The sequence below is a fragment of the Roseofilum sp. KMC-1 genome (assembly GCF_057802075.1).
Map to the genome: position 1 here is coordinate 1,092,025 of NZ_CM173605.1, position 24,280 is coordinate 1,116,304.

Sequence of the window (24,280 nt, forward strand, 5' to 3'; positions counted from 1 at the left end):
CAGCATTTTGCGAGGTGAGGAGGGATAGTCCCTAACAGGTATTACTCGTCTTAGGATTTCTGTGTTGATCCTTCAACGTATTTCTGTCCCAAAATACGCCATCTGTATATCCTTGAATCGATGGATCATTTTCAGCCAGTTGCAGCCGTTTTAAGGCCCAACAACAATAGTCTTGATTTAATTCAATCCCCGTAAAGTTCCGTTTGAGCTTTTTGGCGACAACGGCTGAAGTGCCACTTCCCAGAAAGGGATCGAACACCATATCTTGTGGATGAGAACTGGCTAAAATCAGTTTAGCGATCAGTTTTTCGGGTTTCTGGGTGGGATGATCGGTATTTTCAGGCATCGACCAAAAGGGAATGCTAATATCTGTCCATAGATTGGAAGGGTGAGTTAGCCTAAAATTACCTCCATTTTCTTCACTCCAGTCTTTAGGTTGACCATTTTCCGTTCTATAGGGAGCAATTACCCGTCGTTTTTGCTTCACACAGTCAAGATTAAAGGTGTATTGATCGGCAAGGGTGCAAAACCAAATATCTTCAGTATTATTCTTCCAATTGGTTTTTGCGCCTCGCCCTTTTTCTCGCTCCCATGTGATTCTCGTCCGTACATAAAACTCTTGCTCTAGGATGGGAGCGATCAGGATAGAAGTTTTCCAGTCCGAGCAGACATAGAGGGTTGCAGTTGGCTTGAGGAGGGGTTTGAGGATTTTCAGAACAGAAGAGAACCAGTATTGATATTCTCCTCTTTCTTTCTCTCTAAATAAGTTTCCATTGTAGTTTTTGGAAAGATTATAAGGGGGGTCTAAGATTAAAAGATCAACAAAGGTTTGGGGAAGATATGCGACAGCGCTAAAGAGATCTTGGTTAATAATTTTTCCTTTTATATCATCAATTGCTATGGGATGGTGAAGACAGAGTAAAGACTGACTGAGTAGAGGTAGCTCTTCCTCTGAGCATTCCAGGGTTCGATTGCGGGGGGCACGTTTTTTCATGCTCAAAGTCTCAAAAAGACGCAGTACATGCAAGCCTCTATTATATGGCAGTTGACACAGGGTAATGGGTAAACTAGAGAGTAGGGTTGATAAATCACTAGAAGTTTATGAATAAACAACTATGGGATAAGGGTTTGAGGGTAGCGGTTGCCCTGGGGATCGGTTTAATACTCGGTGGAGCAGAGAGTAGTATGGCTCAGGAAGTGCAAGGATGTTTTATGGTCGATTCTTCTGGGCGCTCGATTCCCTTGAGTGGAGTTTGTGAGGGGACTTCAGCTCCCCGTTCTCGTCCGGTGACTCCAGGGGTGTTTCAAGCGCAGATTAAGCGCCGGTTGGGTGGGATTCCAATAATTGAGGTGATGTTTAATAGCCAACACTCCTTTGAGATGATTGTGGATACGGGAGCGAGTGGGACTCTAATTACTCAGGAGATGGCACAGAAGCTGCAAGTGGAGACGGTTGATTTTGTGACTATGATGATTGCTGATGGGTCTAAGGTGACGTTTCCCTTGGGTTATATGAAGTCGATCGCCGTGAATGGAGCTTTAGTCAGAGATATTCCTGTGGCGATCGCCCCTGGCATGGAAATCGGTTTACTCGGCCATGACTTCTTTGGCAATTATGATGTGCAAATTAAGCAAGATGTCGTCGAGTTCCGACCCCGTTAATGGGAATAGGGGATAGGGAGACGTGGAGATTCCCTATTCCCTATTCCCTATTCCCTACTCATGTTCCATCCAGCGTAAATCCAGATCGTCCTCATGTAAATGCTGCATAGGGAACCAAGGCGTATCAATTTGTTCTAGGAGCCAACCTTCCCAGTCTGCCAGCCGATATCTCAGAACCGTGGGATCGGTTCGCACTTCGAGCTTCTGCTTCCAGCCTTCATGAATTTCCGTATGCCAATCAATAGTTAGGAGTCGAATTTTAAGCTGTTTAATGGTGGTCATAATCTCCGAAAACCCATAGGTTTCGGCAGTATTTCCCTCTCCTTGTCCACTGGCAGTTCCCCATTCGTGGATAAAAGCAACCAATTGTCCAATGGAGCCAGGCTCGCGGAAAACGGCAATGAAAGTATAACGAGTGATGGAGTAGTCTTGTTTCTTGATTCTGAACAGTTTGATTAAATGAGGGCGGTAGTCAAACAAGAGCCGGATAATGACATTAATCCCCATGGTTGAACCGGCAGCACTCGCTGGAATCACTTTAATTGCGGTCACGTTTCCCTCCTAAGATCGGTTTATAAGTTGAGTTGTGTTAAGTTGACTTCGCTATCAATTGGTCTAATATATGGGTCTGTATCCGGTTTCTGGACAAGGAGCTAGTCCCACCAGAGCTGAATGCACACATGATTCTAACTTTAGCTGCACCAACTTGCAATTAATCGTTGTTGGCTCTAGAAGGCAATCTACACTGATGATTTTGCCTTAATTGTAAATATTTGTAAAGTTTGCATAAAATTGCCCCCTAAAATCTGAGAACCCTATAGGGGGGATCTCCATATTCCCCTGCTATGGACGACAAACCCAGTTGAGATCGGGCACTCAGGAGGTTCAAGAGGTGGGAAAACTGGTAGTTTTGGAGCTTGAAGGCAGTTTAAGCACAGATGGCTTTCGGGTAAGGTTACAAATGGGAGAGGATGGACAGCGCCCAGATCTGGATATATCAGGAAGCTTACCTTCTGAACCCGATCTAGCACAATGGGTAGAAAGCCATTGGGTAGACAAGTATCGTCCTTTGGGACTGCCGAATACGCGGGGATTAAAACCCAAGGGAATTAAATACGATGGAGTCCTGAGTCGGATCAAAGAGTGTAAAGAATCAGGCGATCGCCTGTGCGATCGCCTCAATCAATGGCTCAGTTCCCCCGATTTCCGCAACATCGATGTTCAGATCCGAGAGGGACTCAATTATGGCGATCGCATCCGATTTATCCTGCGTACTAACTGTAACGATCTGCACAAACTCCCCTGGCACAGTTGGCAACTTCTATCCCGATACACCAATGCTGAAATCTCCTTTAGCCATCCCCACTTTAGGCGATTCGATCCCCTCAGCAGCACCCCACCCGGAAAAGTCAGAATTCTCGCCATCCTAGGACACCAAGACCGAATCGACACCACAGAAGACCAGCAAATCCTCAACTCATTACCCAATGCAAAAGTCACCTTTCTGATCGAACCCAAACGCGCACAAATCAACGATCAACTATGGGAACAACCCTGGGATATTCTCTTCTTTGCCGGACATAGTGAAACCGACGGCGACACCGGCAAAATTTACATCAACCCCGACGAATATTTAACCATTGATGACATCTGGTTAGGTCTGCGAAAATCCGTTTCAAAAGGCTTAAAACTCGCCATATTTAACTCCTGTGACGGACTAGGATTAGCCCGACGACTAGACGATCCCCAAATTCCCCAAATGATCGTCATGCGCGACTACGTTCCCGATCTCGTCGCCCAGAAATTCCTAACCTCATTTCTCCTCAACTTTTCCCAAGGATACTCCTTTGAAGTCGCCGTACGGGAAGCACGAGAAAAGTTACAGGGACTCGAAGATCAAATTCCCTGCGCCACCTGGTTACCCGTCATCTGGCAGCATCCCGACTACATCTCCCCCACCTGGGACGACTTAGTAGGACAACAACCTCAATGGAATTTTCTGTCTGGGAAGAGTTACAAAATTCCACAAGTAATTATCCTGGCAACCTGTATCGGATTCAGCACTTATTTTACATTTCGCGCCCAAATTGCTACTTATTTGAACCGAGTTGGAGTTGACTATATTAGAAAAGATCAATACCATCGAGCAATCCCCTATTTGCAATCTGCAATTATAGTCAATCCTCAACAATCTTCAGCCATCAATAACTTAGGCAGTATCTATGAACGCTGGGGAGAAAATGACCTCGCCTTAGAAATGTATCGACGAGCGAAACTATTAGGAGATGCTTGGGGGTGCAAAGGAGAAGCCCTAATTTATATGAAAGACAAGAAGTTTATAAGTGCATCTGAGTTACAGAGAGTCTGTTTACAGCAAATTATAGCGAGTGACAAACCATCGCCTCTGGGAGAATACTTAATTCGGAAAGACTTAGGATTTTCCCTTTTACGCAGAAAAGTACACGAGCTGATGAAGCGACAAGATTATCTGGAAGCAGAATATCATTTACGCATTGCTATTGATATTAAACCAGAAGAAGGAGTTGCCAATTGTGTTTTAGCACAAGTTTTAGAAGCTCAAGGTAAATCCAATGAAGCTCTAGAGCAATGGGATTTCTGTGTTGAATTTGCTCAAGATGAATATCCCGATGAAGCCGAATGGATTAAAATGGGAAGAATGAGACTAGAAGAAAGTGGAGAAAATTAAAAATGAAAAAAACATTATTTTGGGCATCTGCCATCGGATTCACGCTATCTGCTCATTTAGGGTGGCTAACTTACTGGGTACTATTTTCTAGAAATTCAGCCCGTGCAGTTGAAAATTGTATTGAAATTGGAACCATAGAAACAATTCAGGGGGAAGCATTTAAACTCAATCAAGATCGAAAAGAACCTTTAAATGCAGACAGTATTATTTGTGCAGAAAATAGATTAGAATCAACACCCACATCTAGTCTTATCTTACGCTGTTTAGCGGATAATCAAACTCGAAAATTATTACCAGGAATTACTCTAGATTCTACTCAACTTTGTCCTGTTGTTCTTCGATGTGAAGATAGCACAGATCCCCATTGTGGTCGAGGTGGAAGCCTGATTACTCCTGAATCTATTCCTGAAGTTATCACTCCGCGTGATACTAGGTTACTCAATCCTAAACCGACTTTAAAGTGGAAGAGTGTCCCTAATGCTACCACTTACACAATTATCATTGAAGAAGATATAGAAGGAGAAATTTGGAAAACTGAAACCCAAGAGACCCAAATTGTTTATGATGGTGAAGTTTCTCTCACACCGGGTCTGAGTTACACTCTCAAAGTACAAGCTGATTCTACAAGTGAAGTTGCTGAAGGACGGTTTAGTATTCTATCTGAAGAAGATGCCTCCATTATCCGAGCTTCTGTTAAGAATCCTGAAAATCTGGATGATTCTCTGTTTCAAGTCGCCTTTTATAAACAGTATCTTTTGAGGGCAGAAGCTATTCAATTACTGGAAAAAATGGTTAATCAAAACTCTCAATCCAGCACTGTATATCGGGAATTAGGCGATTTGTATTGGCAGGTTGGACGTATGGATGCCGCAGAGGAAGCTTATTTACAGTCCATTAATCTCGCTTCTGCTCAAAAGAACTTACAGGGAGAAGCTTTAGGAAAAGTACGTTTAGGAGAATTATATCAAGTCAATCAGAGAGATGATGACGCAAACCAGCTATTTCAAGAGGCTAAAGAACTTTATGAAAAAGCTGGAGCATTGGACTTGTCAAGAAAATTAGACTCCTTACTCAATTAACAATTCGACTAGATAGTAGGGGCGAACGGCTGTTGCACTTCGCGACATAAAACGCCCCTACAGAATGGCCTAATTATTATTTGGAATGATTATAGATTTTCCCCTAAATCCAATGCCCTATCAAAACAAAAGCAGCCCAAAATCTAGGGTCTCTAAGCCTTGTTCCCTGTTTCCCACTGAGAAAAGATTCTTGAACGGTTTTCAGAGCTTCTGCTTTTGTTTTTTGATTCTCAATCAATTCCCGATAAAACTGACTCATAAATTCAGCAGTTGCTCGATCGTCAACTTTCCACAAAGTAGCTAGGGTACTGCGACTTCCGGCTCTAACACTCACCCCTGCTAATCCTAATGCCGCACGGTTATCGCCTTCAGCAGTTTCACAAGCACTCAAAACCAGTAATTCTATGGGTTCAGAACTAAATTCAGATTGACTTTGAATCAGTTCATTGAGTTGATTAACTCCCAATCGTTCATTCCAGGTTAAGATAAATGTCTCTTCTGGATTAGAGCTAAACTGACCATGGGTAACCCAATGGAAGATAGAGTAGTAGACATTAGAAAAATAAGATTTAATCACTTCTACTGTAAAGCTTTCATCTAAAACAACAGGAGCTTTATTATCAAATAATTGTGCAATGCTTTCTAACTCACTTAGGGCATTGCTAAGAGGATTTAAACGAGCATGAACTAAATCAAAACTCGGTGCTTTTTGCGCCAAACCACCAGGTAATATTTTTAAATCGAAGGAATTCAAGGAACCCGGAGCAAGTAGATTTAATCCTGGAGCAACAGCAAGCGAATATTTCTCGATTAAGTATTTTTCTCCATCATAAAGAGCTGCCATGGGTAAATTACGCAGTTGACCATCTAAGACAAAAACTAGCGTTTTGATTTGGCCATGAGAACTTAAAAATAATTTAAGTTTATCTGAAAATAGATAGTCATATATGGCCTTACTATATTGCTGATAGTTATTATTGATATCTTCTTTCAAATCATTAATTAGTGCAATTATAGTTCTTTCAAACCTTTCAGAATTTGATATAGGTTCAATTGTGTAATCTATTAAAGTATCAGATAAAGTATAAATAACAGCTATTTTTCCATCTAACAAAATAGGGTAAAGAACGGCTGTATCTGAAGCAATCTTATCTAACTCGGACTCTTTAGCAGTAATGCAAGCATCGTTGAAAAAGTCGTCTAATTCTGCAAGCTGCAAGGCTTCGATGACGTTGCGGGCTTCTTTTAAGTTGTCTTGACTGGGATTGTCTTGGAGTAATAAATCGACGTATTTTCGATAGACGGGTTCGACTTCATCGCGGAAGGAAAATTGTAAGTCGCGGTTAGAGGAAACTAGCTCTTGACGCAGGGATTGCAGGGTGTTGAATGCTGCTTTGTAAGCGGATAGGATTTCACTATAGGGGGATTGGGTTTTTTCTAGGATTCTGCCGAGTTGCCATTGCCATTGATAGGCAAGTTCGGGGGCGTTTAAATCGAGGGATTGGACAATAGATAAGGCTTTTTGGGTGTAATTTTTGGCAGGTTGAAGGTATTCTTGAGAGTCTTGGGCATGTTGTTCGTAGAGTCTGCCTAAATATCCGAGGGCATAGGATTGGGTTTTGAGGTCTTTTTTTTGTTCGGAAATGTCAATGATGGTTTGTAGATCTTGGGCGATATTCTGCCAGGGAATGGTACTGATACAAGTGGCGGTTTGGAGATAGTTGAGGATGAGGTTATTTCCAAATTGGGTGTTGAATAGGTTGGGGGTTTGGTTAATGAGCGATTGAGTGTCTGATAACAACTTGGAGTCAACAATCGCGGGATTAAGAGCGGTTGTCAGTTTGAGTTGATTGAGGTGAGATTGGAGATTGAGTAAAGGATTATTGGAATAAACTTTTTGATAGTGTTGTAAGGCTGAATTGTAGTCAGGTTGCTCAGATAAGGTGGGGCAAAATTCAAAGGTGAATTGAATGGAGGAGGTAGCCGATCGCTCGATCGCCCATTGCTGATCGCCTTTCGCCCTCAGCGTATTCCCCATACTTAACTGCAACTTATCTAACGTTTTCTGGTCTGTCGCTATCTCTAAACCTCGCTCTAGCACCTGTTGCGAACTCTCCAGATCTCCCATTAACCGCAAAACATCGCCTAATGCTTGTAAATGCAACACCATCAGGCGATCGCCGGAAACACTACTTAGACTTTCTGGTAAATTTTCTGTTACTCTACCTGTGCAAAACGAAATAGTTTCATCAATGCGAGCGCCAAGCAACTCGCAAGCAGACTGAAATAAACCCAACTCCTGCATCGCTTGCACCTGATTCAGTCTATTGCGATCTTCAGCCTCAGTTAATCCCAACTGCTGATAGATTTTTCCCGCTTCTTGCCAACTCCCTAACGCTGAGGAAATTTCACCCACAGAAAACCTTAACTTACCCTGAATATCCAGGGATTGAGCTAAAATTTGATCCCGTTCTTTCGTCGGTGATAGCTGCTTTAATAACTCGATTCCTTGAGTGCTACTTTCTTGCGCTTCTTCCCATTCTCCTACTTCTTGCAGCTTCAAAGAAAGATTACCCAAAGCCATCGCTTGATTGACAAAATCCCCCTCTTGTGAATAGCGGTTCGCTTCCTCTCGCCAAAACTCCGGGGAGTGATCGGAAAGTTCTGAGGGAACTTGAGCAACGATAGGGGGAAACTCCACAGAAAATACAGGGAACATCACCGTTAAGCTGGCGACAAATAGCGCCAATGCTATCCAAATTAGGTGGCGATTAGATCGTTTCCAGATGTCAGTCAGTACCGTAGAACAATCCCCCCTAACCCCCCTTAAAAAGGGGGGAATTAAGAAAATTTGTCGTTTCACCCGACTTAGAAAAACAAACGGGTTTGGACAGTAAAATATAAACCGTTTTCTTGCCATGTGCGATCGCTTGACTCCACCTTAACAAAAGGAATACCCCAATATAAACTAGCACTAGAATCATTTCCCAGTTGCCAGCGCAAACCCAAACCACCAGAAGCCAAAGTTTGGGGTTGTAAACTCTGGCGATTACTACTATTCCAAGCTGTGCCAAAATCTAGAAATGGGGCAAGCTGTAAAACCCCCCATCGCTCTTGAGAATTGCCCATCAAAGGATAGCGAAACTCTACCGAGCCAAACACCCCATTATCCGTTAAGCGGATATCTTGGCGATAACCGCGTACACTTTCCCAACCCCCTAAACTAAACTGTTCTAAGGGGACTAGAGCGCGAGTTGCAAATTGGATATCACCGCGCAATAATAAGATTTGATCCGGTGCAAATCGCTGTACCCATTGCCCTTGTCCCCGCCAAGCAAAAAAGCGCCCATCGGGAGCCTCAGAGCGAACAGTGGCATCAAATAAATCTAAGCCTAAACTAAACTGAGAATAAAAGGCCAAAATCCGATCGTTTCCCCGCCATAACCCATCTTGATAAAATCGGATGACTGATAATCGAGTTTTACCACGACTGCTCCCACCCTCTGCTAGGGGAAAGGGTTCATCCAAAATATAAGTATCGCTTTCCCGCCGAGAAAATACCCATCCTAACGCAAATTCTTTTTCAGGTTCTTGCCAAATGGGTTGACGGAAATTGACATCAAAATAACGAGAATCTCCCCTTAAGTTTATCGCATCAAAAGGTTCTTCAATTACTCGGTTTGATCCGGTTCCATAGGCAAAACTTAAAGTGCCATTGCGGGCATTTATAGGGATTGTATAATTAGCAAAAAAGGTATCGCTACCATCGGTATTGGCATATCCGATGCGAAAACTATCCCCAAATCCGAGTAAGTTGGCTTGTCTGAGCTGGACTTGGCGGCGAAAACTGCCTACACTAGGGGCACGACCATTATCACCACCGATTTCAAAGCTGAGAGTTTTGGCTTCTTGAAAGCGAACGTTGAGGTTATTTTGCTCGATGGTTGCTCCGGGAACGACTTCTGCGGATATATTGGCGATTAAGGGATCGAGTTGTAGCAGTCGCAGTCCATTGAGCAGGTTATCTAAGTTTAAGGGCGTAGCGGCGATCGCCAATCGACTGCAAATATAATTCGGCTTGAGTCTTCCCCTACCCTCTCTCATCAAGAAAATTGTCCCCAACCCTCCCTCAATCACCGCAATTTTCACCACCCCATCCTCTATTTTCTGCCGATAGGGAACCGCATAGGAGTTAATATAACCTTCCTGATTATAGAGTCCCGTAATCCGAGAAACTGCTTCCATTAGCTCCGTAAACGTAATCTCTCGCTCTGTAAACTCCGCAATCTCTTCCTGTAACCGATCTTGAGAAAATACCGTAGCACCGACAAACTCAAAGCGACTAACAGATAAACGATCGAAGCTCTCTCCAGTCTCGGATTCAGTCGAAGGAGAAACCGCTAAACTCTGGGGATCTTTCCCCGTATTCACCACACACTCAAAGGTTTCTCCATCACTTTTTTCAATAACAGGGGGTGTTTCCCCCCTTCCCATTTCAGGTAGCAAAAGGGAAAATACAATCAGTACAATAAGGAGTAAATGCGATCGCCTGCAAAAAACCACCATCAGATTAGCATTCAGGCACAGCCAGTAATTCTTTCACGGCTAATTATGCCCTAATGGTCACCAATAATCAATGTTTGCCTCCTACCGTTTGACACCCTACGCAAGTTAGAGCAATAGTGAATAGACTGCCTTGACCGAGTTGACTGGTAACCGTAAGATGACCTTGATGATGATGGACGATCGCCTGGGCAATGGCTAACCCTAAACCTGTGCCTCCCGTGCTGCGAGCGCGATCGCTATCAACCCGGTAAAAGCGATCGAAAATACGCTGTTGTTCTTCTTTAGAAATACCTATTCCCGTATCCTGAACTTGAATCAAAGCCTGGCGTTCTTTGACGGTTAAGCTCACCACCACTTGACCTTTACTAGGGGTGTATTGAATGGCATTAGCGATCAAATTAGAGACTAAGCGGTAAAGTTGAGAAGCATCCCCTAAAACCTGAATAGGGAGATGGGGAATTTGCTCAATGAAATCGATATCAGCCATCATAGCCACCTCAGAAAACTCTTCCACCAGATCGGCAACTAAATCGTTTAAACAACAGCACTCAATCGAACTCTACAGCTCATTGATATTCGTTTTCCAAGTCGTCTTAATTGGCAATTAAATCCTCGCTGTGTAGGAAGTCGAAGAATTTGTCTAGGATGGCTTTATTACGGTCAATTATCTGCTGCTCATTAAATTCTTGGTAGCTACTCAGGTTAGAAATTTCAGCAATTTTACTGACATTTTTGTTATTACCGCGACGCACTGCACCGCTATAAATTTTCTTCTTGTCTTCAAAGCGATAGTCTGATGCTTTGATATTGATGCTTGCTTCAAGTAGCACCTTATTACCGAGGGATTCAAGATTACTTTTATTTTGCAGACCACCTTCCATTTCCTGACGTTTTTTTGAGTATATATGCTCTAGGTGGAAAACTTCTTTGTCATCAAGAAGTTGCTGATCAGAAAATGTATAGGCATACCATGTAATCATAGAGCGAGTAACATTTCGCTGATTAGTAAACCCATAATTTTCAAAAAACGAGCGTGTCTTAGGTGCATTAAATTTGTACTTAGAAAAAGTTACGTCGGTGCTATTAACAATACCAACCATCTCATCATATATTGGTGTTCGCAGTGCATTGACTCCAGGATTAGTAACTGCATAAGCAAAAGTGAAAGCAGTAATCTTATCCAAAAAATGACCAAACTTCACATCTTCCAATGCTCCGCTAGTGTCGCAGTTCTGCAAGAAATACACAGAAGTTATATTCTGCCACATACCATTTGGTGAGTGTTTCAAAATAAATAGCTTCTTGAGAATACGGTCAGAAAATTGCTCTTTATCTTGATGGGATACACTCTTCCAAAATAATGCCAATGCCTTGAGTTCACCAATCGTCTCGTCTCGCTTTAGATACTGATATTTATTACGCTCATAGAACTTTCTCAGTGCTTCAGTAGTTGTGCTTTTATTTCCTTCCTTAGCACGTAAAAAATACATATAGCGTGCAAATAGTTCATCCATAGGCGTGCCAGTGTTCGGGTCAAATACCAAATTTGATATTTCCTCAAGCTCTTTCCATTCACCAATGAACTCATCCTTTTTATCAAGGTTACCGTAGTATTTGTAGAATTGCGCCTTGAAAATATCGGCATCTGATAGCGGAAGACCTCGATCGTTAAGCGTTGAAAAAATACGAAGCGCCGTATCTTGCGATTCTGCCTCGATAGGCAAAAGAATACAGTTTCCTAATATACGGGCAGGCAAATACGGGAAAAAGCTGGGAAAATCTTGCAAAAATTCATCGATTTTTTTTTGGAAGAATTGATAGTTAAGTACATATTGACTCTTGCTGTTTGGCTTGACTATTCCAGTACGCAGTAGTTCAAGAAATTCTTCTTTGTCATTATCTGTGGCAACTTCTGAGTCAATTTTAAGCGTATTTTTATCTGCTGTACCGAACGTATCCGTTTTCCAGATGCACTTCTCGATTCGATCGCGAGTAAGAATTGAGTTTCTATCTTGCATATTGGCAAACTTGTCATAGAATGCTCGTAATATAAGCATTAGTGTTGTCAGTCTTTGCTGGCCATCAATGACTTCTGATTTTCCTTTTTCATTTTTATAGGTGACAATAGAACCAAGAAAATACTCTTCATTTTCATCAAATTCTTCGTAGTTATTATCTGGAAAAGAGAATAAAAATATATCATCCCAAAGTGTTTGGCACTGCTCTTCATCCCAAGCATAGGGACGCTGATAATCAGGGATAAGAAAATCTACCTTTTTGTCCGAAAAGAGGTCAAATATTACTTTCTGATCTACATTGAGTTTTGACATCTTAATACTCTATTGTCTTAAAGTTTAATCCTTATCGTACTCCCTATAGGTAACGTTATACGAAAAATTTCTGAAATTTTTCAGTCCTCACCTTTTAGCAAACCATTACCAAGCATACTGAGTTCAGCTTAACAACTACAAAAACTGTCTATGCTCCCGAAAACTCTTGCAACAGCCAAGCTCCCACCTGTCCTTGATCCTGCTGCCGACTGCGCTCGAGTGCTGTAGCCAGCACCTCTATCTGTAACCCGCCTAAGACCTGTGATGCATCAAGCCTCTGGCTACCCTGTGGGGTTAGGGCATAGGCCAACACCGTCATCCCCCGTACATCCACGACCCAATATTCTTTGACCCCCAGCGCCTCATAGAGCGATCGCTTATTGCCCTGGTCATCCAACAATGAAGCAGCCGCAATCTCAATCACTAAATCCGGTGCAGGATAGCGGTTTAAATCTACAACAGTTGTTCCCCAAGGAATCACCTGTGCCTGTTCTCGGAGGTAATAGGACGAGTCGGGTTGGCATTCGAGTACCCCCGCCTGACGATAGCTACAGTTGACCAATCCTTTAAAGGCAATCCCCCGCACGGTACAAAACAGTTGCACAGCAAAGTCAATGAGGGCATTATCAGCAGCATGATCGTGGCCGACGGGTGACATTTCAATCCTCATGTGATTTTGATGATAATAGCCTTTGGCTTTGGCCAGCGTTGGTTCGGCAATCATTTGCAGATAGTCTTCCCAGGATGCCGCAATCCAAGTATTGGTCGGTAATGCTGGTTCTAAAGGTGTTTTAAGCGAACTCATTTCCTGTACCTCTGGATTGGCCTTGCTCTGCATTGTAAACCTGGTTTCCTTCACGCCCAAACCCGTTTCAGCGTCAGCGTAAACTCTGGCAAAACCTCCTCCCCAGACAATATCATCGGATTCTCTAACACCTCAACTGCTTGACCCGGACGGTAAATTTCCACCCGCTTATTTTTCGGGTCAATCAACCAGCCCAACTGCGCCCCATTCTCCAAATATTCCTGCATCTTTGCCTGTAGTTCCTTGATGCTGTCGGTTTTAGAGCGCAATTCAACCGCAAAGTCCGGGCATAAGGGTATAAAACCGTCCTGCTGTTCGGGAGTAAGGGCATCCCAGCGATCGCAACGCACCCAAGCAGCATCTGGAGAGCGGTTTGCCCCATTGGGGAGTTCAAATCCTGTGGAAGAGTCAAACGCTCGGCCTAGGGTATCGTTGGCTTCAAACCAAACACTGAGTTGACCGGTGATGCTGAGGTTACGATGACCCGTATTGCCACCTGTGGGAGGATTCACAACTAATTCTCCTATTGCAGTTCTCTCAAGTCGAAGTTCGCGATTGGCCGCAGCCAGCATTTTAAACTGCTCCGGTGTCACATGCAGCGTCAATTCTTGGGGCAGTTGGAGCCATAGGGGTTTAGATTGAGGGGGAGCCTGGACGACCATCATTGCGACCTCATACAGCTATCTTTGTCCCATTCTAGCCAATTTATGCCTCGATTTGACTGGAGTACACCTCTTAAGATAACAAAGAATTAAAGCGATACCCTTGACCTCGGATCGTTTCATCAAATAAGCAAAAATCTGGAACTTACTGTGGTTTTAGGGGGATTGTTTACTTCTACAGCCTTAACGTTGTTGGTTATTCCAGCTCTCTATGCTCAATTAGGTAAGCGGTTAATGCCTAAGAAGACATCATGAGTTAATCGATCAAATCTTCCATATAATCCCCCCAAACTTGAGCTGCTTGAGCGCTACTGCCATAAGTCGGCGTATTATCATCATTGCCTAACCAAATTCCCGTCACCAAACTGCGACTCGGAATATATCCCACAAACCACAAATCTACCCCATCATTGGTCGTTCCCGTTTTTCCCGCTTCCCCCATACCCAAATAGGCATTCCCGCCCGTTCCTTGACCGATCGCCCCTTGTAACAAAGTAGTCATTGTTTGCGCTACATCCGGTGAAAGTACGGTGCGATTGGCTTTGGGATCTTGGGCATAATCATAAATCACCCGACAGGTATCCGCTTGATCGGGTACAGTGCAGTCGCTACTGTCAAGAATGCGACGAATGGCATGGGGGCGATGGTAAACCCCAGCATTGGCAAATACAGCAAAAGCACCCGTCATTTCTAGGGGGGTGACTTCACTTTGACCGAGGATTAAACCGGGAACCGGCTTTAAGTCAGCATTGATACCCAGAAGCCGCGCCATCCGCACCACATCATCTAATCCCACATCTTGAGCGATACGCAGAGCGACGGAGTTTTCCGATTGAGCCATAGCTACTGCCATATCAATCATGCCCCCACTACGTTCGCAGCCAGTATAAGATTGCCCTTGCCAAGTTAAGGGGGCACAGGAATAGGTTTTCCAGGGGGAAATGCCCTCATCCAGAGCCGCAGCATAGGCAAATACTTTAAACGTCGATCCGGGTTGACGATAGGCTTGCACGGCGCGATTAAATTGGCTCTCGCGATAATTTTTACCCCCGGATAGGGCTAAAACTTCCCCAGTTTGACTGTCCAGGGTGACGACGGCTCCCTGGTCAAAATTAAAACTGGCTCCGGTGGTGGCGATCGCCTCTTCTAAACTCTGTTCCGCCGTTGCTTGCATCTGCGGATTGAGACCGGTTTCAATAATAAAATTACCCTCTCGCGCCAAACCCGTTCCTAACAATTGCTCCAATTCCATAAACACATAATCATGGAAATAGGGAGCCATGGAGCGATTAAACTGTTCGATCGCCTTCGGGTTCACTTCAATGCGCGATCGCCTGGCTCGGTTGGCTTCCTCGGAGGAAATCATCCCCAATTTTTCCATCCGATACAACACCCCATCCCGTTGACGAATGGCTGCATCGTAATCTCGAATGGGATTAAAACTATTGGGAGCCGGTAAAATGCCCACTAATGTTGCTGCTTCGGCGATCGTTAACTCACTGGCTGGCTTACCCAAATAATACCGCGCCGCATCCTCAAACCCATAGTTAGCACTACCCAAATAAATCCGATTCAGATAGGTCAGCAGCAAGGCATCCTTACTATAAAATGTCTCCAACTTCAGAGCCACGATCGCCTCCCGTACCTTGCGACCCGCCGTATCCGATGTACCCACATACTCCCGAAACAAACTGCGAGCCACCTGTTGGGTGATCGTACTGCCCCCCTGTTGAATCCCCCCCCCTCTCAGGTTCACTAAAATCGCTCTCAGCGTGCCAATGGGATCGATGCCAAAATGCCAATAAAACCGACTATCTTCAGAGGCAATTAACGCTTGAGCCAAATGGGGCGGAAACTCAGACAGACTCTCTCGCTCTAAATGAGCTTGATTGGTAGGAGGAACTAAGGGAGTTTCCTTATCCCTGGCATAGACTACCACCGGCCCTTGAATATTGCGAGGCAAAGGAGAGATATTAAATTTTTGCCACTCGATTAAAATGGCGATCGTCAACAAAGCGGTCACACCGCCAAATCCATAAACCGTATAGCGTAGGGCCTGAATTGGCCAAGGGGGAGGATTCGTATAGCGCAGAGTAACCGAAGCTTGTAATTCTGGGGGCCCCAACGTGAGCAGATCACCGTGAGCAAGGCGCATTTCCTGCACTTTCCGCCGCCCCCGATAGATACCATTGGTCGCCCCCTCATCTTTAATCGTAAACCCTTGTTTCGCGTCCCGAATCAAGGAACAATGGATCTGGCTCACCACCGGATTACGGATGACAATATCGCAGGATTTTGAAGAGCGTCCAATCAGGATGCGATCGCCCAATAGGGGATATTCCTGGGCCGGTTGTCCCTCCGTTTCCTCCACCATCAGTTTCGCCACCCTCGCCTTCGGTTTCAGTGCCAGGTGAGAGAGCTTAACTTTCGCTTGGATCGTTTGTGCCACTTGCGTGAGCGTACCCAGCAGGGTTTTCGGAGGGCCAGGAGGTTGAGAACTCATAGGTTACCTTAGTTAAATCAATCAGGAGGAGGTACGACTTATCTTTAATTTAGCTGATGTTGATCTCCAACTAAAAGTTCTCCATGACTTTCCCTAGGGTTGCGATCCCCTAAAATTACTATAATCTACCCATTAACAACCTTAAAACCACCCCCTTTAAGAGGAAAATATGAATCGCTTGATTAAAATCATGAAAAGGTTTTTAGAGACCTTTGAACGCATCATTGCCTTATTTTTGTTGTTAATGCTGGTGCTTGTGGTTTTTTTGGGAACAGTTGAATTAGGCTATATTTTATTCGAGCAACTACAAGATACTCCTCACTTTTTATTGCTCAACATTGAAGAAGTCCTAAAAATATTTGATTACTTCTTATTAATTATCATTGGCTTAGAGCTAATCGAAGCCACCAAAGTCTATCTCGAAGAAGAAGTCATCCATGTAGAAATTATCTTTCTCGTAGCCATGGTGGCGATCGCCCGCAAAGTCATTATCCTAGATATCACCAAATATCATCCCCTCGTCCTCTTCGGCATTTCCTCCATCATCCTCGCTCTCACCATCGGCTTCTACTTTCTGATCAAAACCCTCAAACCCAAATAATCGAATTGACTATAGTCTGTTGTTTACTCCCCCCATTCCCCCATTCCCCCATTCCCCCATTCCCCCATTCCCCCATTCCCCCATTCCCCCATTCCCCACACTGACATTAATAAAGAGCCGAAACCAACTTTTTACGATACTCTTGAGTCAAGGGATGATCATTTCCCAAACAATCAAACAATGCCAACATCCCCTTACGTCCAGCATCCTGTTGATAAGATCGGTGTTGCTCGACAAAATAGAGCAAGCTTTCCAGTGCCCCTTGATAATCTCCCTCTAAAACCTGACGGCAGGCTTGAATATATTGCCGATCTAACTCCGTTTCCACCAGCAAACTCGCCTGACGTTGGAAATATAATAATCCCTTCATGGACTGAGCTTTAGCAAACGCTTCAGGATCATCTTTCCCCACTGTCATCAGCATTTTTTCGGCCTGCTCAAACTGACCCAAATGGGTCAGAAATTCAGCCGCAATTAATACCACTCTAGAATCTTGAGGATAGTTCTCAAACAACCGATCTAAAACCGATTTGACTTGCGGATACTCTTTTTCAGCAATTAAAACCTTAATTCTCTCTAAATCTCGTTCTAAGCAAGATTGCAGATTAAACTTAGATAGCATTTCTCGAATTCTTGCTTCCGGTAATGCACCCACAAAGCCCGGAATCACTTCTCCCTGATGAACGATGCGAATATCAGGAACCCCTTCCACATGGTAGCGATTCGCCAACTCTGGATTTTGATCGATATCGATCTTCGCTAAAGTAATGTCATATTCAACTGCCAGCTTCTCTAAAATCGGCTTAATCATTTGACAAGGGCCGCACCAAGTGGCAAAAAAATCGAGTAATACGGGTTGTTGATAAGATGGCTCTAAGGCTTCCGAAGCAAAATTTTCTGCATTAATCACAATAGTTTGTCCCATGGGTTTCTTCTCCTCAATGATTGATCCGCATATCCATTATCTAAACTTTAATTCTAAAGGGAGATATTTTTTGGAAAATTTTAATTAATCGAGGATTTCCTCAGAAGCCAGCCATAGTGCGGGTGTTGCCGGTGGGGGCCAGGGCTACTCCCCATATACTTTTAAGAGTAAATACGGATAGCTTAACTGAATCTTCATAATGGAGAAGCCCGAACTTCAGTTAAGCTGCCGAAGACAAGCCCTTAGATTCCATCCTAAACTGGTATTGTAATAGCCCAATTGCTTAAGGTTGCTCGGAAGAAACACAAAACTTGCATTATTATTCAAGTTCTTCCCTACAAACAAAACTAATTTAATTCACACAGAAACGGAGCTTATACCATGAAACTCAACACCACCCTAGCCCTCGCTGCTGCCACTGCCACCGGTTTACTCTCTGCCACCTCTGCCTATGGTTTCAATCTGAAGACTGAGCGCCCAGATTTGTTTAACCTGTTTAACGAAAGAGTCAATCAGGAACGCTTATGGATGGAAAATTCCTCTGCTAAGATGTTGGAACTTGACCCAGAAACTCTACGTTGGACAGGGGGTGTAGATCCAGTTGATGTCTTCTTTATCAATGAAGGTGCAGGATATCGCAATCAACTGTTTTACTCAGCCAATGGTGGCACAGCACAAATGATTTTTGCTGATATTGCTTCTCCAGAGAGTATTCTCAAAGAAGCAAATGGGCCCATGAAGCTAGGTGATGGAGCCAGCTTAGGAACTTTTGCTGGCGATACTTCCCTAGATTTCAGGATTAAAGCCAATGGCGCAAACAACAGTAATGGTAAGATTTACGGTGCTGATGTTTCCGCCAATGCTGATGGACTACAGCATGTGATTGCTTATGAGTATTTCGATAAAGTTGCCAAAGAAAATTGGGTCATCCTAGGATTTGAAGACCTCTTCGGAGTCCACTATAACGAGGGAGGAAGTTCAGACCGAGATTTCAATGATGTGGTGATTGCTGTTCGTGGAGTTACCGGAGATCGCATTCCAACCGTTCCTGAACCCTCCAGCACTGCGTCTGTTTTGGGATTAGCTGTATTAGGAATAGCTGGTTTCCTCAAAAACAAGAAAGAAGCTTAATCTGCTTTCAAGACATAGTAGGGGCGGGTTTGAAACCCGCCCCTATAAGGTTTAAATAATACTATAGATTACGCCACCGGATGTTGTCCGTAAAAAGGTAGTGCATCCGTCCAACTGGGGCATTTTCCCTGTCTCCAGCCTAAGTCTGCCAACTCTAACACACTGACAACGGTTTCGCCTAAATCCGAGGGAGTGTGAATTAAGGGATAGGAATGCTGCTCTAAGGTCTTTTCCCAGCCTTCAGGGGTAAATACTTGATCGGGAATTAGGGGAATAATAGGATAGACGTTCACCTGATAAACTGCGCCAAAGCACTGTCCCCGTTGGGCTGGCATTTCTACAGCCATGACTGGATGTTGCTCTCGGTAAGACCAGGCTAAAGCCCCTAGGGTAGAAATGGCAAACAGGGGTAAATTAAGCTGTTGGGCCAAGGTGCGAGCGGTCACCATACCGAGGCGAGTCCCGGTAAAGCCACCAGGCCCTTTGGCAACGGCTAACCAGCTTAAGTCTTGCCAAGTCAGGGGTTGGATAAAGGTTCCGAGTAAATGGTGTAGTTGGCTGGAGGTTTCATGGCCGAGGTTCCAGGTTTGGGAGCGGGTATTTCCGGTTTCGTCTTGGAGAGCTAAACCGAGTTGGGGGCTGGTGGTATGGAGGGCTAAACCGGACATATGATTCGGTAATCGTCAGGAATCGGGATTAATGTTTGAATTTCTGGTTTAACTGTACTGGTAATCGGTGAAACAATCACTAAACCATTCCGTACCTGATTAAATGCTGTATGACTCAAAACCAAACAAGGACGAGCATTCCCCATCTGTTCGCGCCCCTGAGTTGGATTGAGATTAATCCGAATCACCGCCCCCCGTTCTGGTAAAACTATCTCCTTATCATTCTGGCTCATAAAAGCTCATTTCCCTTGGGTTCATTCCTAACAAAATCTGCAACATCATCAGGATAAGTAAAATCCGGCGGAATCGTCGCTAACAGAGCATCAAGGCTAGGTGGAGAAGACTTTTTCCGAATCAGTAGCCCCTCTTCTATTTCCACAATTTCTACCACAGAAGTTTCATCTAAACCCCAACTCACCGCTTGATTAGAGCCAATTAGAGTCGGGATATAATCGAGAAATTTGGCATCATGCTCCTGGCCAAAATTGATGAGACATAGGGTTTTCCCGGTTCCGGTTGCCATGACTAATAAAATCCGGTTCTGTCCTTTGGCGATCGCCTCAATCGTCTTATTAATGGCGAGAATCTGGTAGTACCGAGGGTCTTTTCCACTACCATCGCTATAGTAATCTTGAGTAATGATAGCGGTTTCTTCTTCATTCAATCCCTGATGCTCTAACCACAAGCGCCATAGGGTTTCCGGTGAGGGCATGTCCTCGAATTCCAATTCCCGCTCAATGACTCCATCAGTATGAATTGTGTTATGGAACAAGAGGCGATCGCCATTAGAACTGAAGGCAAACGGCACTTGCAGCAGCTCCCGATACTGAAGAGCCTGTTGCATTCCATCCCCCACAGAATGGTTATTATCCTTAGCTTCCAATACCGCTAGGGGAAGATTGGACTGATAAAACAACACATAATCGGCTCTTTTGGGCCGACCACGGGAATGTAACTTTCCGCGCACAATAATTTTGCCATCGGTCAGGGGAAACTCTTCCCGAATCTGGGTTTGAATATTCCAGCCTGTCCTCTGCAAAGCAGGCGTGATGTATTTTGTACAAATGTCCCGTTCAGAAAGCTGCTTCTTATCCATGAGTCATGAGTAATAAGTTTTGAAGGATTCAACACTCTACTCAATTGCCTCTTGCCTTTTGCCTGACTTCTGCCAGCAGTCGATTAGACAAAGTGATGGGTAAAGTGATGCATCAGATCGACTCGACCTTTACGCAGCATAGCGCGATCGAGGCGTTCTGTGGTGTTACAGGTCATCATTACTACAAGCCGTTGTTGCAGTTGAATGCCATCTTCATCGATGACGCTTTGATAGAGGGTTCCATCTAATAAACTGAGGATATGTTCAGTTTTGGTGTTGTCTTGACTGGCGGTTAGGGCGCGGTCTTGAGCGAGGTTATCGGCTTCGTTGATGACGAGACAAATTTTTTCTAGGTAGGTGGGAGGGACAAAGTTTTCGACGGCATCATGATCGAGGATGAAAATGACGTATCCTAGGGGCATGAGGATTTCTTTGGCTATGGCTTGTGTCCAGGCGGTTTTGCCGGTTCCGGGTTCCCCATGGACAAGGATAGCGAGTTGTTTTTGGTCGAGGATGCTCTGTTGTACGGTGTCGGTGAATCCTTGGATATCAGCCGGAAAGGTACGGATGGGAAAGTGACTTTGTACTTGTCCCACACGGCTTTGATAGCCACTGAGCATGACGGCGAGGTTATAGGTGGCTTTGTTGACGAGGGGGGCAAGGTTGTCGGCAATGAGCGTGTAGCGCCGTTTTCCCCGTCCGAGGTTTTCGACTTGCAGCCAAACTTTGGCGCTTTCCCAGCAAGCATAAACGGTTCCGAGGATTTCTAGACGCTCCCAAAAGTCTTTGGAAGACTGGGTGGAGGAGGAATTGATGCCGGTTTTTTGTTTAAAGCGATTGATGGGATAGTAGAAGTAGCGGTCAAGATAGTATTGGGTGATTACGTCGGGTTTGTCGAGGAGGGCGAGGATTTTGAAGACGGTGATTTCTTGTAAACGGTTGAGGACAAAATCAATGGGTATGCGATCGCGACTTACCGATTGTACTACAGGCGTTTCTGTCATGAGTACATCTTTATAGCGATAGTCGGGAAAAGGGGGTTGGGGGGTAATATAGTCCCAATATTCTTCCAGGTTATAGCGCGTATTTTCTGAAAATAGGTTAAAAACATTGGCCCACCAAGCATACTGGTTTCGACCCAAGGCATCGGCCAAGTCACTTACAGCTCCCATGGTTTTGTTGTTGAGTTCCCAAAAGTCATTGGCAAGTAAATAGCTAAAATGCTCCCAGTCAAATTGACGATTTAAGGGTCGCCAGCCACTACTTAATAAGCCTCGACTTTGAGCTTGGTTGTTATAGTTCGGAGAGTTTTGAGGATAATCGAAATAGAAAGAGTCCATAAAATTCGGATCAAATTAGGGTTTTCTCAACAATCAATGGTTAAACCGTCGTCAGTTTAGGCGGGTCTTTCTCTGGCTTGGGGAGAATTTTGAGATATTCGGGTGGCACGGTTTCGACTAACCACACTCCATTATCCGAGCGGTAAAAGACATATCCTCGATTGTGCATGGTTTGGGCTGCAATTTCTAAGACTACGGGTTTACCTCGTCGTTGACCGACTTGGACGGCTGTTGCTATATCTGAAGACAAATGAACGTGATGTCTGGACTGTTTGAGCAGTCCTTGCTTGAGAATTGATGGGATTGTTTTTTGGTGTGTGCCATGGTAAAGAATGGGCGGTGGTGCTATGGGTTCGAGTTGTAAATCGATGGGATAGCTATGACCTTGATTGGCGCGAATTTTGGTCTGGGTTTCGTTAAAAGAAAATCGTTTTTTATCATTGGTTTTGACTACTTCTTCTAATTCGAGAAAGGAGATGGGAAATTGGTGTTCTCGACAGGCTTGAAGCAGTTGAGGCACTTCAACCCAGCCTCCTGCTTCCAGGGTTAATCCAATCCGTTCAGGTTTATGGCGCAGATGTTTACTGAGATATTTACTGATCTGAGTTAAACGGTCTGGAATCATTAATTTTTTTTAATACAGCAGGTTTTGATATACTACACAATAATACAATACTAAGGGTTGCCTTGTCAATTTGGGCGATCGCCTGTTTTTCAGTTAATCATCGATCCTTTGTCTTTTACATTTGTAGCATATCCCACAATAAAGCCACGGAAATGATCAACAAAATGCCTCCCGCTAAAGTATCGAGCAGACGAGGGGTGAGATGGGAAGCTAACCACTGACCCACCCAAACGCCTAGGAAACTGGTTAAAACTAAAGCACTACCTGCACCGAGGAAAACAATCACAGGAGCATGGGATTCTGCGGTCATCAGCAGGGTAGTCACTTGGGTTTTATCCCCAATCTCGGCTAAGAAAATGGTGATGAACGTAGACCAGAAAATCCGAGTCGCCGGTTGACCAGCTTTTCGGGCAGTTTGAGGTTCTTTTTTGAGGGCATCAGGAGGATTAAGGGTCACAGCAATCGCATATCGTAACTTGAACTACAGAGTAGCATAAAATTCGCTCCTCATTCCCTACTCCATCCTCTAAATGATCCGAGTTTAATGATAAGGTAGGGCAGAAGTTCTTTTCTTGACTCGTCTTTTCTATGACCCATTCAACAGCAATTCACGCTAAAATTGGTATTATTGGTGGTAGTGGACTCTATCAAATGGAAGCCTTGCAAGATGTGCAAGAAATCTCCATTGAAACTCCCTTTGGTTCCCCTTCTGATGCCCTGATTGTCGGTAAACTTTCAGGCGCTCAGGTGGCTTTTCTCGCCCGTCATGGTCGAGGTCATCATCTCATGCCCTCTGAGATTCCTTTTCGGGCCAATATTTATGCCCTCAAAAAAATTGGGGTTGAATACCTCATTTCTGCATCGGCAGTCGGTTCTCTCAAAGAAGAGGTTAAACCCCGCGATTTAGTCATCTCCCATCAATTTATTGACCGCACTAAACATCGAATTTCTACATTTTTTGGTGAGGGGATTGTAGCCCATATTGGTTTTGGTCATCCAGTTTGTCCCCAACTAAGTCAAGTTTTGGCAGAAGCGATTGAAAGTTTAGATTTACCGGAAATAACCCTACATAAAGGGGGTACATATCTCTGTATGGAAGGCCCTGCTTTTTCTACCCAAGCAGAATCGAAACTTTATCGCAGTTGGGGGGCAACAGTAATCGGGATGACCAATATACCCGAAGCTAAATTAGCGAGAGAAGCGGAAATTGCCTATGGGAGCTTGAATTTAGTTACCGATTATGATTGTTGGCATCCGGATCACGATCATGTGACGGTTGAGATGATTCTAGATAATTTACATCATAATGCTGAAAATGCCCAAAAAGTGATTCAAGAAACAGTCCGTCGGCTCCATGAAAATCCCCCATTGTCTGATGCCCATTCTGCGTTAAAATATGCAATTGTCACTCGACCGGAATTTATGCCGGAGGTAACACGCAAAAAGTTGGGACTGTTCCTAGATAAGTATTTGGGTAAGGGATAATCCTACTCCATATCCCTTGAAAATGCAGGATTATTTCATTGCCGTCTGTGGGCAAGTAGACTTATGTTCAAAACGGATAGATAATTGAGATATTC

20 protein-coding genes and 2 pseudogenes are annotated in these 24,280 nt (G+C 44.2%); 6 read left to right on the plus strand and 16 right to left on the minus strand.

Annotated features, from left to right (window positions below):
• Positions 1-31 precede the first annotated feature (31 nt).
• Entirely contained in the window at positions 32-994 is a 963-nt protein-coding gene (locus AC3FZD_RS05200) for a DNA-methyltransferase (RefSeq protein WP_488739110.1), read from the minus strand.
• Between the two features lie 107 nt (positions 995-1,101).
• Between AC3FZD_RS05200 and AC3FZD_RS05205 the strand changes: the two genes are divergently transcribed.
• Positions 1,102-1,662, plus strand: coding sequence for a retropepsin-like aspartic protease family protein (locus tag AC3FZD_RS05205; RefSeq protein WP_488739111.1), 561 nt, complete (start codon positions 1,102-1,104; stop codon positions 1,660-1,662).
• A gap of 54 nt (positions 1,663-1,716) precedes the next feature.
• Here the strand turns inward: AC3FZD_RS05205 and AC3FZD_RS05210 are convergent, their stop codons facing one another.
• The gene (locus AC3FZD_RS05210; protein WP_488739112.1) at positions 1,717-2,214 is read right to left on the minus strand and encodes a hypothetical protein; all 498 of its coding nucleotides are present in this window, start codon (positions 2,212-2,214) and stop codon (positions 1,717-1,719) included.
• A gap of 340 nt (positions 2,215-2,554) precedes the next feature.
• Here AC3FZD_RS05210 and AC3FZD_RS05215 point away from each other — a divergent pair, with 340 nt between their 5' ends.
• Both AC3FZD_RS05215 and AC3FZD_RS05220 read left to right on the plus strand, forming a co-directional pair.
• Entirely contained in the window at positions 2,555-4,369 is a 1,815-nt protein-coding gene (locus AC3FZD_RS05215; protein ID WP_488739113.1) for a CHAT domain-containing tetratricopeptide repeat protein, read from the plus strand.
• A 2-nt stretch (positions 4,370-4,371) separates the two neighbouring features.
• The gene (locus AC3FZD_RS05220) at positions 4,372-5,448 is read left to right on the plus strand and encodes a tetratricopeptide repeat protein (protein WP_488739114.1); all 1,077 of its coding nucleotides are present in this window, start codon (positions 4,372-4,374) and stop codon (positions 5,446-5,448) included.
• A 103-nt stretch (positions 5,449-5,551) separates the two neighbouring features.
• Here AC3FZD_RS05220 and AC3FZD_RS05225 read toward each other — a convergent pair whose 3' ends face one another.
• The 7 genes and pseudogenes from AC3FZD_RS05225 to AC3FZD_RS05255 form a co-directional block, all read right to left on the minus strand.
• Positions 5,552-8,197: a CHAT domain-containing protein gene (locus AC3FZD_RS05225; protein ID WP_488739115.1), complete on the minus strand. Its 2,646-nt coding sequence runs from the start codon at positions 8,195-8,197 to the stop codon at positions 5,552-5,554.
• Positions 8,198-8,316: 119 nt separating this feature from the next.
• Entirely contained in the window at positions 8,317-10,014 is a 1,698-nt protein-coding gene (locus AC3FZD_RS05230; RefSeq protein ID WP_488739116.1) for a ShlB/FhaC/HecB family hemolysin secretion/activation protein, read from the minus strand.
• Between the two features lie 67 nt (positions 10,015-10,081).
• Positions 10,082-10,558, minus strand: a pseudogene (locus tag AC3FZD_RS05235) (sensor histidine kinase); the annotation flags it as partial.
• 49 nt (positions 10,559-10,607) lie between these two features.
• Positions 10,608-12,344: a DUF262 domain-containing protein gene (locus tag AC3FZD_RS05240; protein WP_488739117.1), complete on the minus strand. Its 1,737-nt coding sequence runs from the start codon at positions 12,342-12,344 to the stop codon at positions 10,608-10,610.
• A 148-nt stretch (positions 12,345-12,492) separates the two neighbouring features.
• The gene (locus AC3FZD_RS05245; protein ID WP_488739118.1) at positions 12,493-13,182 is read right to left on the minus strand and encodes a Uma2 family endonuclease; all 690 of its coding nucleotides are present in this window, start codon (positions 13,180-13,182) and stop codon (positions 12,493-12,495) included.
• Between the two features lie 17 nt (positions 13,183-13,199).
• Positions 13,200-13,814, minus strand: coding sequence for a Uma2 family endonuclease (locus AC3FZD_RS05250; RefSeq protein ID WP_488739119.1), 615 nt, complete (start codon positions 13,812-13,814; stop codon positions 13,200-13,202).
• 253 nt (positions 13,815-14,067) lie between these two features.
• Positions 14,068-16,314 carry a transglycosylase domain-containing protein gene (locus tag AC3FZD_RS05255; RefSeq protein ID WP_488739120.1) on the minus strand — a complete coding sequence of 749 codons (2,247 nt, stop codon included), beginning with the start codon at positions 16,312-16,314 and terminating at the stop codon, positions 14,068-14,070.
• A gap of 169 nt (positions 16,315-16,483) precedes the next feature.
• On the opposite strand from AC3FZD_RS05255, the gene AC3FZD_RS05260 reads away from it, so the two are divergent.
• Entirely contained in the window at positions 16,484-16,915 is a 432-nt protein-coding gene (locus tag AC3FZD_RS05260) for a phosphate-starvation-inducible PsiE family protein (RefSeq protein ID WP_488739121.1), read from the plus strand.
• Between the two features lie 106 nt (positions 16,916-17,021).
• Here the strand turns inward: AC3FZD_RS05260 and AC3FZD_RS05265 are convergent, their stop codons facing one another.
• Complete coding sequence (locus tag AC3FZD_RS05265; protein WP_488739122.1) at positions 17,022-17,840, minus strand: tetratricopeptide repeat protein; 819 nt, start codon at positions 17,838-17,840, stop codon at positions 17,022-17,024.
• Positions 17,841-18,221: 381 nt separating this feature from the next.
• Between AC3FZD_RS05265 and AC3FZD_RS05270 the strand changes: the two genes are divergently transcribed.
• Positions 18,222-18,971 (plus strand): DUF4114 domain-containing protein, encoded by a 750-nt coding sequence (locus AC3FZD_RS05270; protein WP_488739123.1) that lies wholly within the window; start codon positions 18,222-18,224, stop codon positions 18,969-18,971.
• A gap of 68 nt (positions 18,972-19,039) precedes the next feature.
• Here the strand turns inward: AC3FZD_RS05270 and tsaB are convergent, their stop codons facing one another.
• The 6 genes and pseudogenes from tsaB to AC3FZD_RS05300 all read right to left on the minus strand — a co-directional run bounded on the left by tsaB (position 19,040) and on the right by AC3FZD_RS05300 (position 23,157).
• On the minus strand, positions 19,040-19,639 hold the full coding sequence (gene tsaB, locus AC3FZD_RS05275; RefSeq protein ID WP_488739124.1) for a tRNA (adenosine(37)-N6)-threonylcarbamoyltransferase complex dimerization subunit type 1 TsaB: 600 nt from the start codon (positions 19,637-19,639) through the stop codon (positions 19,040-19,042).
• A gap of 2 nt (positions 19,640-19,641) precedes the next feature.
• Positions 19,642-19,872 (minus strand): annotated as a pseudogene (locus AC3FZD_RS05280) (type II toxin-antitoxin system PemK/MazF family toxin); the annotation flags it as partial.
• Positions 19,869-20,735, minus strand: a complete 867-nt coding sequence (locus tag AC3FZD_RS05285; RefSeq protein ID WP_488739125.1) for an AbrB/MazE/SpoVT family DNA-binding domain-containing protein — start codon at positions 20,733-20,735, stop codon at positions 19,869-19,871. The pseudogene AC3FZD_RS05280 and the gene AC3FZD_RS05285, both read right to left, overlap by 4 nt.
• A gap of 83 nt (positions 20,736-20,818) precedes the next feature.
• Positions 20,819-22,075 carry an AAA family ATPase gene (locus tag AC3FZD_RS05290; protein WP_488739126.1) on the minus strand — a complete coding sequence of 419 codons (1,257 nt, stop codon included), beginning with the start codon at positions 22,073-22,075 and terminating at the stop codon, positions 20,819-20,821.
• Positions 22,076-22,115: 40 nt separating this feature from the next.
• On the minus strand, positions 22,116-22,700 hold the full coding sequence (locus AC3FZD_RS05295) for an RNA 2'-phosphotransferase (RefSeq protein ID WP_488739127.1): 585 nt from the start codon (positions 22,698-22,700) through the stop codon (positions 22,116-22,118).
• Between the two features lie 115 nt (positions 22,701-22,815).
• Entirely contained in the window at positions 22,816-23,157 is a 342-nt protein-coding gene (locus AC3FZD_RS05300; protein ID WP_488739128.1) for a TMEM165/GDT1 family protein, read from the minus strand.
• Between the two features lie 131 nt (positions 23,158-23,288).
• On the opposite strand from AC3FZD_RS05300, the gene AC3FZD_RS05305 reads away from it, so the two are divergent.
• Positions 23,289-24,185, plus strand: coding sequence for an S-methyl-5'-thioadenosine phosphorylase (locus AC3FZD_RS05305; RefSeq protein WP_488739129.1), 897 nt, complete (start codon positions 23,289-23,291; stop codon positions 24,183-24,185).
• Positions 24,186-24,280 lie beyond the last annotated feature (95 nt).

Coding starts and splice junctions, on each gene's coding strand:
- AC3FZD_RS05200 (WP_488739110.1), bottom strand. CDS start 994: ATGAAAAAACGTGCCCCCCGCAATCGAACCCTGGAATGCTCAGAGGAA.
- AC3FZD_RS05205 (WP_488739111.1), top strand. CDS start 1,102: ATGAATAAACAACTATGGGATAAGGGTTTGAGGGTAGCGGTTGCCCTG.
- AC3FZD_RS05220 (WP_488739114.1), top strand. CDS start 4,372: ATGAAAAAAACATTATTTTGGGCATCTGCCATCGGATTCACGCTATCT.
- AC3FZD_RS05230 (WP_488739116.1), bottom strand. CDS start 10,014: ATGGTGGTTTTTTGCAGGCGATCGCATTTACTCCTTATTGTACTGATT.
- AC3FZD_RS05240 (WP_488739117.1), bottom strand. CDS start 12,344: ATGTCAAAACTCAATGTAGATCAGAAAGTAATATTTGACCTCTTTTCG.
- AC3FZD_RS05245 (WP_488739118.1), bottom strand. CDS start 13,182: ATGCAGAGCAAGGCCAATCCAGAGGTACAGGAAATGAGTTCGCTTAAA.
- AC3FZD_RS05250 (WP_488739119.1), bottom strand. CDS start 13,814: ATGATGGTCGTCCAGGCTCCCCCTCAATCTAAACCCCTATGGCTCCAA.
- AC3FZD_RS05255 (WP_488739120.1), bottom strand. CDS start 16,314: ATGAGTTCTCAACCTCCTGGCCCTCCGAAAACCCTGCTGGGTACGCTC.
- AC3FZD_RS05260 (WP_488739121.1), top strand. CDS start 16,484: ATGAATCGCTTGATTAAAATCATGAAAAGGTTTTTAGAGACCTTTGAA.
- AC3FZD_RS05265 (WP_488739122.1), bottom strand. CDS start 17,840: ATGGGACAAACTATTGTGATTAATGCAGAAAATTTTGCTTCGGAAGCC.
- AC3FZD_RS05270 (WP_488739123.1), top strand. CDS start 18,222: ATGAAACTCAACACCACCCTAGCCCTCGCTGCTGCCACTGCCACCGGT.
- tsaB (WP_488739124.1), bottom strand. CDS start 19,639: ATGTCCGGTTTAGCCCTCCATACCACCAGCCCCCAACTCGGTTTAGCT.
- AC3FZD_RS05285 (WP_488739125.1), bottom strand. CDS start 20,735: ATGGATAAGAAGCAGCTTTCTGAACGGGACATTTGTACAAAATACATC.
- AC3FZD_RS05290 (WP_488739126.1), bottom strand. CDS start 22,075: ATGGACTCTTTCTATTTCGATTATCCTCAAAACTCTCCGAACTATAAC.
- AC3FZD_RS05295 (WP_488739127.1), bottom strand. CDS start 22,700: ATGATTCCAGACCGTTTAACTCAGATCAGTAAATATCTCAGTAAACAT.
- AC3FZD_RS05305 (WP_488739129.1), top strand. CDS start 23,289: ATGACCCATTCAACAGCAATTCACGCTAAAATTGGTATTATTGGTGGT.